This is a genomic window from Aeromonas sp. 11P, from assembly GCF_051920165.1.
Classification (GTDB): domain Bacteria; phylum Pseudomonadota; class Gammaproteobacteria; order Enterobacterales; family Aeromonadaceae; genus Aeromonas; species Aeromonas veronii.
In genome coordinates, this window is sequence record NZ_JBQBDJ010000004.1 from 2237688 (window position 1) to 2249284 (window position 11597).

The 11597-nt window shown below is 61.3% G+C and carries 9 protein-coding genes; 7 read left to right on the plus strand and 2 right to left on the minus strand.

Annotation, left to right across the window (positions count from 1 at the left end):
• Positions 1-82 precede the first annotated feature (82 nt).
• The 4 genes from ACTG1P_RS10230 (at position 83) to ACTG1P_RS10245 (ending at position 5778) form a co-directional block, all read left to right on the plus strand.
• A complete protein-coding gene (locus ACTG1P_RS10230; protein WP_440001186.1) occupies positions 83-2119 on the plus strand; it encodes an exoribonuclease II in 2037 nt (678 codons plus the stop codon).
• Between the two features lie 254 nt (positions 2120-2373).
• A complete protein-coding gene (locus tag ACTG1P_RS10235) occupies positions 2374-4014 on the plus strand; it encodes a sensor domain-containing diguanylate cyclase (RefSeq protein ID WP_440001187.1) in 1641 nt (546 codons plus the stop codon).
• 4 nt (positions 4015-4018) lie between these two features.
• Complete coding sequence (locus ACTG1P_RS10240) at positions 4019-5122, plus strand: EAL and HDOD domain-containing protein (protein ID WP_440001188.1); 1104 nt, start codon at positions 4019-4021, stop codon at positions 5120-5122.
• Positions 5123-5187: 65 nt separating this feature from the next.
• Entirely contained in the window at positions 5188-5778 is a 591-nt protein-coding gene (locus tag ACTG1P_RS10245) for an HAD family hydrolase (protein ID WP_440001189.1), read from the plus strand.
• Between the two features lie 132 nt (positions 5779-5910).
• On the opposite strand, the gene hfq is transcribed toward ACTG1P_RS10245, so the two are convergent.
• Positions 5911-6270: an RNA chaperone Hfq gene (gene hfq / locus ACTG1P_RS10250; RefSeq protein ID WP_005335772.1), complete on the minus strand. Its 360-nt coding sequence runs from the start codon at positions 6268-6270 to the stop codon at positions 5911-5913.
• A gap of 176 nt (positions 6271-6446) precedes the next feature.
• Here hfq and ACTG1P_RS10255 point away from each other — a divergent pair, with 176 nt between their 5' ends.
• Genes ACTG1P_RS10255 through ACTG1P_RS10265 form a run of 3 tightly spaced genes read left to right on the plus strand, consistent with a single transcriptional unit; the run spans position 6447 to position 9926 of the window.
• The gene (locus ACTG1P_RS10255) at positions 6447-7718 is read left to right on the plus strand and encodes a PqiA/YebS family transporter subunit (RefSeq protein ID WP_278171730.1); all 1272 of its coding nucleotides are present in this window, start codon (positions 6447-6449) and stop codon (positions 7716-7718) included.
• Positions 7711-9360, plus strand: coding sequence for an intermembrane transport protein PqiB (gene pqiB / locus ACTG1P_RS10260; RefSeq protein ID WP_278171728.1), 1650 nt, complete (start codon positions 7711-7713; stop codon positions 9358-9360). Before ACTG1P_RS10255 ends, pqiB begins: the two co-directional genes overlap by 8 nt.
• Positions 9357-9926, plus strand: a complete 570-nt coding sequence (locus ACTG1P_RS10265; RefSeq protein WP_440001190.1) for a PqiC family protein — start codon at positions 9357-9359, stop codon at positions 9924-9926. The genes pqiB and ACTG1P_RS10265 overlap by 4 nt, the downstream gene beginning before the upstream one ends.
• 78 nt (positions 9927-10004) lie before the next feature.
• On the opposite strand, the gene rlmD is transcribed toward ACTG1P_RS10265, so the two are convergent.
• Positions 10005-11357: a 23S rRNA (uracil(1939)-C(5))-methyltransferase RlmD gene (gene rlmD / locus ACTG1P_RS10270; RefSeq protein ID WP_421292334.1), complete on the minus strand. Its 1353-nt coding sequence runs from the start codon at positions 11355-11357 to the stop codon at positions 10005-10007.
• Positions 11358-11597 lie beyond the last annotated feature (240 nt).

Here is an 11597-nt window from a genome sequence, read left to right on the forward strand (position 1 = left end):
GCTTTGCAGGGCTAAAAACGTATAGTGCTGGGCGATCCTTCATCAGGTCTCCACCCAGGTTTTCACTTCAGGTTCCTCACTTATGTTCCAAGACAATCCGCTGCTGGCCCAGCTCAAGCAACAAATCCGCGAAAACATCCCGAAGAAAGAGGGTGTGATCCGCGCCTCGGACCGGGGCTTCGGCTTTCTGGAAGTCGATGAGAAGACCAGCTATTTCGTGCCGCCTCCCTACATGAAGAAGGTGATGCACGGTGACCGGGTGACCGCCCTGATCCGTACCGAAAAAGAGAAGGAAGTGGCAGAGCCGGATACCCTGCTGGAGCAGTCCGTCACCCGCTTCGTGGCCCGGGTCAAGATGTTCCGTGACCGCCTCAACGTGGTTGCCGACCATCCGCTGATCAAGGATGCCATCAAGGCCCGCGTCAAGAAGGGTCTGGATGAGAAAGAGTTCAAGGAAGGTGACTGGGTGGTGGCGACCCTCAAGCGCCATGCGCTGGTCGACGGCAACTTCTCTGCCGAGATCATCCAGAAGATCGCCGCCCAGGAAGATCACAACGTGCCCTGGTGGGTAGTGCTGGCGCGCCACAATCTGGCCCAGGTCGAGCCGGCTGACTTGCCGGAGTGGAAGGTGATCGAAGAGGAAGAGCTGCCCCGTCGCGATCTGACCGCAGTCCCCTTCTTCACCATCGACGGTGCCAAGACCAAGGACATGGACGATGCGCTGGCCATCACCAAGCTGGACAACGGCTGGGAGCTGCTGGTCGCCATCGCTGACCCGACCGCCTATGTGGCCGAAGGGAGCGAGCTGGACAAAGAGGCGGCCCAGCGCGCCTTCACCGTCTACATGCCGGGCCGCAACGTGCCGATGATCCCGCGCACCCTCTCCGACGAACTCTGCTCCCTGAAAGAGGGTGAGGAGCGCAACACTCTGTGCGCCCGTCTGCTCATCGCCGAAGATGGTCTGCTGCTGGAGGAGACCGAGTTCTTCGCCGCCCGCATCTGTTCCCACGCCCGTCTCAACTATGACGACGTCTCCGACTGGGCCGAACACGGCAAAGAGCTGTCTATCGACGCAGGCGTGCTGGCCCAGCTGCCGCTGATGAAGGCGATGACCGAAGCGCGCATCAAGTGGCGCACCGAACATGCGCTGGTATTCCCGGATCGTCCCGACTACGACTTCGAGCTGGGCGAGAATGGCGAAGTGCTGGCTATCCACGTCGAGCCGCGCCGCATCGCCAACCGCATGGTGGAAGAGTCGATGATCGCCGCCAACATCTGCGCCGGTCGCGTGCTGGGCAAGAGCGTCGGTTACGGCATCTTCAACGTTCACACCGGCTTTGACGAAGAGTCCCTCGACGGCGCCATCGACCTGCTGAAGAGTGCCGAAGCCCCGTTCGAGCGCGACGAGATCGCCAGCCTCTCCGGCTTCTGCGCCCTGCGTCGCTGGATCGACAACCTCGACACCCGCTGGCTGGACGGCAAGATCCGCCGCTTCCAGAGCTATGCGCTGATGTCCTCCGAACCCGGCGCCCACTACGGCCTGGGTCTGGATGCCTACGCCACCTGGACCTCCCCGATCCGTAAATACGGCGACATGGTCAACCATCGTCTGCTCAAAGCCGTCATCGCCGGCAAGACCCCGGGCGAGCGCCCGAGCACCGAGCTCACCGAGCATCTGACCGCCTGCCGCCGTCTGCACCGCATGGTGGAGCGCGACATCGGCGACTGGCTCTATGTTCGCTACCTCAAGGCCGATGCTGGCACCGACAAGGTGTTCAACGCCGAGATCATCGACGTGATGCGTGCCGGTCTCAAGCTGCGTCTGCAGGAGAACGGCGCCGTGGTCTTCCTGCCTGCCCGCCATATTCTCGACAACAAGGATCGACTGGAGTGCAACTGGGACAACGGCCGCGTCTATCTGGACAAGACCGAGGTGGTCTACGAGCTCGGCCAGATCATCGAGGTGAAGCTGACCGAAGCGGTGGAAGAGACCCGCTCCCTTATCGCCAAGCCGGCGGTGGAGTTGGTGCCGGGCCCGGCACCGGAAGCCCCGGCGGCCGAGAGTGCGCCAGCCGATAGCAGTGAAACGCCCGCTGAGGCTGCCCCCAAGGCAGAATAAGCCACGCAGAATCATCTGATCTGTCAGAGAGCCCGCCATCGTGCGGGCTCTTTTTTGCCCGGCATCCCGCCCTACAAGCTGCCATATCTACCGTTATGGCACACAGTTCTATCCACAATTGGCAGAGAACGCAGTGAATGTCTCCACCAGCAGGGCTGAAAGCAACCGTTATGTGCGCTGCTTCTCCTTTCTGACATATTAATCAAGGAGAAATATGTCTATACTCGCTTGGGTACAATCCAAGGGATATTGGTATGCAGGAATGGGACCCGGAACACTTCACCAACTTCGCTCAGTTATGCGAAGTGAGCCTCGCCACCATCCGTGAAAAAACCGATGCCGAACGCCTCTACCTCTGGCTGAAAGCCCCCGAACCGCAGCTCTACAGCTTTCAGCTCGATCAGGGGCTGACCACGCTTGATCTCGCCCATCTCGGTCAACTGACCCTGCCCCACCACCTGATCGACAAGGCGATGGAGAAGGGACAACTGGTGATCGAACAACTCCAGCCACCGCCGGATCCCGGCGAAAATGTGGAGCCCGCTCAGCCGCAGTTACGCGCCTGTTTCCCTCTCAAGCGTCACTTGAAGCTGGAAGGGGTCATCTATCTGGAGACCCGCCGCCGCATCGACCGCCTCTCCTCCCACCAGCGTCAGGGCATCCAGCTCCTTATCCACTATCTGACTGCCGAGCTCAGCAATCACCTACTCTCCAGCCAGGTCAATCAGGAGCGTGACCAGCGGCTCCATACCCAGACCGATCTGGTACAGAGTCAGGCACTGCAGGGCTCCTTCCTCACCATGTTGCAGGCGCTGCACATGGTCAGCGTCACCCTCTCCCGCAGTCGGAGCGAGAACGATCTGCTGCGGGATGCCGTGCTGCTGGCCCGCAAGGAGCTGCAGTTCGATCGGGTCGCCATCTTCCTGATCGAACCCGATGGCAAGACCATGCGCGGCACCTGGGGCACCAGCGAAGAGGGCGAGCTGATGGATGAACACAACTTCATCAGCCCCATTCCGGATCACCCCACGGTGCAAGAGGCGCTCAGGCGCAAGGACTACGTACTGGTGATGGAAGATACCCCCCTCTACTACGAGAAGCAGCAGGTGGGCCGTGGCTGGAACGCCATGGTATCGCTATGGGATGGCACCACTCCCATCGGCTGGATCGCCGCCGACAACCTGCTCTGGCACCGGCCGCTCAAGGCCTATCAGAGCGAGATCTTCAAACAGTACGCCGCCATCCTGTCACAACTGCTGATCCGCCAGCGCACTCAGGAGCAGCTGGAAACCCTCAACCGCCAGCTGGAGGCCCGGGTCGCCGAGCGCACCATGCAGTTGGCCGAGACCAACCGGGCGCTGGAGGAGGCCAATCACCGCCTCTCCCTGCTGTCGCTGGAAGATCCCCTCACCGGCATCGCCAACCGGCGCCAGTGGGACATCACCATGCAGCGGGAGTGGGAGTGGGCACGACGCACCCAGAACCTGCTGGCGGTATTGATGATCGACGTCGACGAGTTCAAGGCCTACAACGACCACTTCGGCCATGCCAAGGGGGATCTCTGCCTGCAACAGGTGGCCCATGTGCTGCGGGATGCAGAGCGGCGCTGCACCAATCTGGTCGCCCGTTATGGCGGGGAGGAGTTCGTCATTCTGCTCTGCGCCCCCCAACCCGGTGAGGCCGAACAGCTGGCCGGACGGATCCACGATGGTCTTGCCCGCTTGAAAATGCCCCATCCCGCCTCGCGGGTTGCTGATTTCATTACGGTTAGCATAGGCTTTAGCTATCTGGTTCCCTCCCTGGACGGAGCATGGCAGACCCTGACCGAACAGGCTGACCAGGCGCTCTACCACGCCAAGTCACAAGGGAGGGCCCGCACTCTGGCCTATCGGTGATCCCATGCTGTTGCGTCGCTACCCCATCTTCAATCGTCGCCTGGCTCTGGTGGCCTACGGCATCGACTATCAGCTCAGCTCACCGGCCGAATGGCCTTCACTGGCGCAACATTGCCGCCTGCTGGCGCAGGGGCGTCAATATCTGGTGCCCTTCACCCACGAACAGCTCGATGAACAGCGTCCCCTGCTGCTGGATCAGGACGCGATCCCGCTGGTTGAAGCCTCCAGTGAACGCCAGCCCAACTCGTTCCCGGTGCTGGAGCTGTGGCGCGACAGTCGGCGCAGACTGGCGGTACATGGCGCCAACCGGGATCCACGCTGGCTCGGCGCAAGCCGCTTGCTGGTGTACTGGATGGGAGAAGAGGGGATCTGCCAGCCCACCGAACACAAGCGGATGGCGCTGAACATCGAAACCTGGGCGGATTTTCTCCCGCTGCGGGAGGCGGGGGTCGACTTCTTTGCCGGCGGCTTTCTCGCCCGTCCGGAGCTGGTCAATCAGCGGGCCAACCAGCCCGACATGGCGCTGGTACAGCAGATCCTCCAGCTTATCTGCCACGAAGAGTTCTCCTTCGCCCAGGTGGCCCGCCTGCTGGAGCAGGATGCCTGGCTGCCCGGCCTGCTGCTCACCTACGTCAACGCCCCCGGCTTCGATCATGCCGCCCCCATCACCTCGGTACCCCGCGCCCTCTCCTATCTGGGGGAGCAGGAGATCCGCAAGTTCGTGCTGATCAACGGTCTGGCCCGGGTGAGTCAGCACATGCCGGAGGCCTGTACCCGCATGGCCATCGCCCGCGGCCGCTTCTGCGAGTTGATTGCCCTCACCGCCCTCGGTAAAGCAGAGGCAAGCTGGGCCTTTCTGGTGGGACTGGTGCTCGATGGCTCCCTGCTGTCGGAGCCGCTGATGGCTCACCTGCCCAAGAGCGTGCAGCGCGCCATCGAACTGCATGAAGGGCCACTCTTTCATCTGTTTCAGCTGGTCAGCACCTATGAACAGGGCAACTGGGCCCTGCTGGAGCAGCTTGCCCCCAAATATCAACTCGATCCGGCCCAGCTCACCCCCGTCTATTTTCAGTCACAAATGTGGGGGCAAGCGTTTCTCACCAGCTAGGTGATGGCGAGACGGGGAGCCACTGGCTAGAATGGGCTCCCTTTTTTCAGAGACTGACCCGCACCATGACGCTTTCCGGATTCCAAGGCCTGGTCTTTGACCTTGATGGCACCCTGGTCGACTCCATGCCGCTGCACCTCGCGGCCTGGGAACATACCGCCCGCGAGTTTGGCTTTCACTTCGATGCCGACTGGTTCTATGAACTGGGCGGCATGCCGAGCCGCAAGATTGCCCTGCTGGTGGCACAGGAACAGCAGATCCCCCTCGACCCCGTCGAAGTGACCCGCTGCAAGACCGCCCACTATGTGGCCAACCTGCACAAGGCGACCGTCTTTCCGGCCATGCTGGCGCTGGTCGAGCGCTATCATGGCGTCATCCCGATGGGGATTGGCACCGGCTCGCCTCGCGTCAATGCCGAAGCGGTGCTGCGCAACACCGGGCTGGATCGCTACTTCTCAGTGGTGGTCACCGCAGACGATGTGGAGCTGCACAAGCCCAATCCGGACACCTTCCTGCTGGTCGCCAGCAAGCTGGGGGTCGAGCCGTCAGGCTGTCTGGTGTTTGAAGATACCGGGATCGGGGTACAGGCCGGAGAAGCGGCGGGTATGCAGACCTGTCTGGTCAAAGAGGGCAAACCGGTCGGCATAACGGCGTAGTGCGGAAAAAAATATCGCCCTGCAAGGGGCGATAACCGGAACCGGCTCTCATACGGGACATGAATGAAAATGAGAGCAGGTTCCGTCAGCCGCTGACGCAGGGCGCGTCAACGGGGAGTGCGGGGCAGACGATTACTCGTTGTTGCCGCCGCCCTGATTGTCGTCATAACGACCCGGCGCACCGTGGGGGCGCGGCGCCATGGAGACACGCGGCTTGCGAGCACGCTGGATGTTCACCTGCGGACGGCCGGTGTGCATGGCGATGGTGGAGATCTTGGCCTTGTAGACCAGCTGCTGGTTACCATGAGCATCGGTCAGCAGCACACTGTACTGGTCGAACCCGCTGATGGTGCCTTCCAGCTTGATGCCGCTCACCAGAAAAATAGCGACCTGACTGCGGTTCTTGCGCAACCAGTTGAGGGCAGAATCTTGCCCGTTCCCGAGGGAGAAGGCTTGCTCAATCGTGGAGTAGCTGGGGGATTCAGTTGTCATAAATTATTGTCCCGCGGAAAAAAAGTGGCGTTTGATTGTGCTAAATGGGCACTGGCTTGTCAAAGTCATTCTCACTCCCGCCAGCAATAGCGGCCTCCGGGGGCTGGTCGCTGACCGGTACAACTGCGATAATCGCCAGCTCTGGCTCCACCACGGGCCTTATCTGGGGTTTTATCTTGCATCCGGTTTCACACCAACACCACAACACCTATGTCCATGATGACACTGCCTGCGAAGAGTGTGACCTGCTGATACCGGCCACACCGCTCGAGGTGGGGCAGGCCAGCTGCTGCCCCCGCTGTGGACACACCTTGAGTCGCCACCTGCCACAGCAGGAGTTGCGGCCCATCTCCTACGGGTTCGCAGCGCTCATTATGTTCGTGCTCGCCAATGCCTTTACCTTTATGTCCTTCTCGGCCAAAGGGGTGAGCCAGGAGATGACCTTTCTGCAGAGCATCACCACCCTGGTGGATGAGGGCTATCTGTTTCTCGGTGCAGTGCTGAGCCTGACCCTGATCGGCCTGCCACTGGTCTACATGAGCTCCATCATGCTGGTGCTGTGGCGAGTCGATAAAGACCTGCACAGCAATGCCCTGCGCTCCCTCGGCCGTCTGCTCTGCCGGATCAAACCCTGGCTGATGGTGGATGTCTTTCTGGTGGGGGTGCTCATCTCGCTGGTCAAGCTGATGGGGATGGCCGACATCCAGATGGGGCTGTCGTTTTGGGCCTTCGTCGGCTACACGGTGCTGCTCATCAAGATGATCTCCTCGCTGGATCAGATGTGGCTATGGCAGCGGCTGCTCGGCCCCACTGAACGGCGGGAGCTCGACCCGGAAGCGAGCGCACTGGAATCCGGTCTGGTGGGCTGCCACATCTGTGGCGCCCTGAGCGAAATGGGCAGCCACAACTGCTCCCGCTGCGGTGGTCACCTCCATGCACGCAAGCCGGGTGGACTGAACCGTACCTGGGCGCTGCTGTTTACCTCCGCCATTCTCTATGTGCCCGCCAACCTCTATCCCATCATGGACACGGTGTTTCTCGGCGATAACAGCCCCTCCACCATCCTCGGCGGCGTGGTGCTGCTTTGGGCCATGGGCTCCTACCCCATCGCCGCGGTGATCTTTTTCGCCAGTGTGGTGGTACCGCTGGTGAAAATCGTGGCGCTATTCTGGCTCTGCTACGCAGTGCAGAATGGCCAGGCGGCCTCGCCACTGCGCAAGCTCAAGCTCTATCGAATGACTGAATTTGTAGGACGCTGGTCGATGATCGACGTCTTCGTGGTGGCCATTCTGGCTGGCCTGATCCGGCTCGACAATCTGATGACCATCTACCCCGGCCCCGCGGCCGTCGCATTTGCAGGTGTGGTGTTGATCACCATGGTTGCCGCCATGAGTTTCGACTCCCGCCTGATCTGGGATTTACAACAAGGAGAACGCGAACGTGAGTGAGCGTAAAAAAAGGTGGAAACCGGGCTCTGATTTTCTGAGCTCTGCCGCCGCAATCTGGATGGTGCCCCTGCTGGCGCTGTGTATCGGTCTCTGGATGCTGTTCCAGCACTGGTACTCCCAGGGCCCGAGCTTCACCCTGACCGTTGCCACTGCAGAGGGCATAGTCGCTGGCAAGACAGTGATCCGTTCCCGAGAAGTGGACGTCGGCCGCATCGAAGCTGTCGAACTGAGCGAAGACTACAGCCATGCCGTGCTGAAGGGTCGGTTGAGCAATGCCGCCTCCGGCATGTTGCGCGGTGACAGCCAGTTCTGGGTGGTCAAGCCCAGAGTAGGCCGTGAAGGGGTATCGGGTCTCAGTACCCTGCTCTCCGGCGCCTATATCGAACTCGCCCCCGGCAAGAAAGGACGGGCGCGGGACGCATACGCCATGCTGGACAAACCACCGCTCTCCTCGCTGGATGCCAAGGGGCTGCGCCTCACCCTCAGCAGCCGCGACACCCGCGCGCTGGGGGAAGGCTCCCCCATCAACTATCAGGGCTTCACCATAGGTCAGGTGGAAGAGGCGAAGTTCCTGCCAGAAAAGAGCGAGATGCAGTATCAGATCTTCATCAACGCCCCCTATGACATTCTGGTGAGCAGCAACTCCCGCTTCTGGCTGACCCCGGGTTTCGAGCTATCCATGAGCAGCGAGGGGATGAAGGTGAAGATGGATTCACTGGAGAGCTTGATCGACGGCGGCATCACCATGGGGCTGCCACCCGGCTGGACACCCGGCGAGCCGGTCAAACAGATGGAGGAATTCACCCTGTTCCAGGATGAGGCGAGCGTGCTGGCCGGTAGCCTGGACCAGTTCATCGACTACATCTTCCTGTTTAAAGACAACGTGGGGGGCCTGCACCCGGGCGCTGCTGTGGAGTACCGAGGTATCCGGGTCGGTACCGTGATATCGACCCCCTTTCCACTCGATGACAAGGCGGTGCAGATGTTCCAGAAGCACCAGATCCCGGTACTGGCCCGCATCGAGGTACAACGGATTTCCCATCGTTATGCCAATGCGGAAAAGGAACAATGGCGTGCCCTGTTCGGCAGACAGTTCAAGGAGGGGTTGCGTGCCAGCCTCAAGACCTCGAGCCTGCTGACCGGCGGCAAGATCATCGATCTCAACTTCTATCCGGACGCACCGCGCGTCGAGCAGGCCAAGCTGGCCGGTTATCAGGTCTTCCCCACCGTGCAGGGCGGGCTGGATCAGATCGAGCGCAAGGTGAACCTCATTCTCGACAAGTTTGTCGACATGGATATGGCCACCACCCTGGCCAAGGTCAACGGATCACTCACCACCCTGGATGGCACCCTGAAAAACATCAGTGCGGTCAGCGCCAACCTGAACAAGCTCACCGCCAAAGATGCGACCCAGCAACTGCCGGCCTCGCTCAACGAGAGCCTCAAGCAGTTGCAGAAGACCCTGCAGGCCTATGATGCCCAGTCGCAGACCAATCAGGACCTGCGCCAATCGGTGCAGACCCTCAATCAGTTGATGCGCGAACTGCAGCCGCTGGTGCACTCCCTCAACGAGCAGCCCAGCTCGCTGATCTTCGATCGCGCGCATCCATCGGACCCTGAGCCCAAGCGAGGCAAACAATGAAAAAAGAGATCCTGACGCTGGCCCTGCTGGGCCTGCTGGCGGGTTGCAGCAGCCAGCCACGCCTGCACTACTACTCGCTCGATGCCGACAACCAGCAACCCGTAACGGCCCCGGCCCAACCGCAGCACCAGCTGGTGCTGCGCCCGGTGGCGCTGGCCAGCCAGCTCGACCGGATCAGTCTGGTCTATCAGCTGGAAGGGCAAGAGCTCCACTTCACCGAGTACCATCGCTGGGCCGGTGCGCTGGACGATCAACTCAACCAGCTCACCCTCAATGGCCTCTCCACCCGCCTGCCGGGCTGGGTGGTACGGCAGGATGGCGCTCGCAAGGGGCCGGTGCTGACCATTCTGGTGGAGCGCTTTCAGGGCCGTCATGACGGCAGCGCCGTGCTGAGCGGCCGCTGGCGCCTGCTGGCGGAAGATGGCACCGTGCTGCGCGATGCCCCCTTCCGTCAGGAGCGGGTGCTGCCGGCCGATGGCTATAACGCGCTGGTGAACGAGCTGGGTCAGGGCTGGCAACAGCTGCTCGACCAGATCGCCGCCGAGGTGCGCCAGAGCGCCAGCTAACTGGCCATCCCCCGATTGCAGAGATAAAAAACGACGCCAGCTGGCGTCGTTTTTTTATGGGCAAGAATCAGGGGCGACTTATGCCTTGGCGGGCAGGCTCAGGCGAGCTACCGCTTCCACATGCATGGAGTGCGGGAACATATCGACCGGTTGCACCTCGTCCAGCACGAAGCCCTGCTTGACCAGCCAGGCAAGGTCGCGGGCCAGGGTCTGCGGGTTGCAGGAGACATAGACCAGACGACGGGGCGCCATGGCGACCAGGGTCTGCAGCACCGCTTTGTCACAGCCTTTGCGGGGCGGATCCATCACCACCACGTCAGCGGTCACACCCTGGGCGTGCAGCTCAGGCATCAGCTGCTCGGCCTTGCCGACGTGGAATTCGGTGTGCTCGATGCCGTTGAGGGCAGCGTTGCGGCGGGCATCGCTGATGGCGCTCTCCACCGACTCGATCCCGACGACCTTGGCGGCCTTGCCAGCCAGGAACAGGGAGATGGTACCGATACCGCAATAGATGTCGAACACCGTCTCGTTGCCGGTCAGCTCGGCATACTCGAGGGCACTGGAGTAGAGCACATCGGTCTGGGTCGGGTTGTTCTGGAAAAAGGAGAGCGGCGAGATCTCGAACTCGAGCTCATGGATCTTGTCGCGGATCACCCCTTCGCCGAGCAGCACCCGGTTGGTCGCGCCCAGAATGCGGTTGGTGCGCTCATCGTTGATGTTCTGCACCAGAGTAGTAACCGGCAGATCGCTTAAGCTCGCCAGCAGCTCGGCTTCGAACGGCAGCTCCTCGCCCAGGGTCACCAGCACCACCATCAGCTCGCCGCTCTTGAAGCCCTTGCGGGTCATCAGGTTGCGCACGCAGCCACTGTGGTTCACTTCGTCATAGGCGGCGATGTCATGCGCGCGCATCCAGTTGCGCACCCGGGCGTTGAGCTCCACGTGCAGCGGATCCTGCACCGCACAGTCATCGGCGGTGATGAGATCGTGGGAGTGCTTGCGATAAAAACCGATCTCGGCACCGGCGTCACAGCCACGCACCGCATATTGCGCCTTGTTGCGATAGGCGAACGGGCTTTCCATGCCAAGGATATCCTTGACCGGGGTGTCACCCAGCCCGGCCTGCTCCAGTGCGCTCTGCACCAAGGCCTGCTTGAGCTTGAGCTGAGCCGGATAGGCCAGCGGACGTACCTGACAGCCACCGCACTCGGTGTTGGGGCAGAAATCGGCAACCCGATCGGCAGAGGGCTGGAGCAGCTCGGCAACCTTGCCGTGCAGATAGTTCGGCTTGACCTCGGTCAGCTCCACCAGCGCCTGCTCACCGGGCAGCAGACCTTCGACAAACAGGGGGCGATCGAACAGGCGTCCTTTGCCATCTCCTTTGTCGGTCAGTTCCAGGATCTCGATCTGGTGTTGATGTCCCACTAACGGCATGAGCGGCTCCAAAAGTACTAAAAATGGGGGGTGATGAACGCGGCAGAGCCATGCCCATCGAGAAAAGGTGGCAGAGTTTAGCGGAGATCCGGCCAAATTGCAGGCATAAAAAGCCAGCTTGTTGCAATGGTCATTGCCCCTGGCCATCTGCCGGGCGTGGCCACCTTTCGGGTTGCGGCAAATTTAGCCCTTGGGCCATAACGCCCAGCCTGTTAAAATTCCGCCCTTGAAATTATCCTG

Excerpts from the sequence above, each read along its gene's own strand:
- ACTG1P_RS10230 (WP_440001186.1), top strand. The coding sequence starts at position 83 with ATGTTCCAAGACAATCCGCTGCTGGCCCAGCTCAAGCAACAAATCCGC.
- ACTG1P_RS10235 (WP_440001187.1), top strand. The coding sequence starts at position 2,374 with ATGCAGGAATGGGACCCGGAACACTTCACCAACTTCGCTCAGTTATGC.
- ACTG1P_RS10240 (WP_440001188.1), top strand. The coding sequence starts at position 4,019 with ATGCTGTTGCGTCGCTACCCCATCTTCAATCGTCGCCTGGCTCTGGTG.
- ACTG1P_RS10245 (WP_440001189.1), top strand. The coding sequence starts at position 5,188 with ATGACGCTTTCCGGATTCCAAGGCCTGGTCTTTGACCTTGATGGCACC.
- hfq (WP_005335772.1), bottom strand. The coding sequence starts at position 6,270 with ATGACAACTGAATCCCCCAGCTACTCCACGATTGAGCAAGCCTTCTCC.
- ACTG1P_RS10265 (WP_440001190.1), top strand. The coding sequence starts at position 9,357 with ATGAAAAAAGAGATCCTGACGCTGGCCCTGCTGGGCCTGCTGGCGGGT.
- rlmD (WP_421292334.1), bottom strand. The coding sequence starts at position 11,357 with ATGCCGTTAGTGGGACATCAACACCAGATCGAGATCCTGGAACTGACC.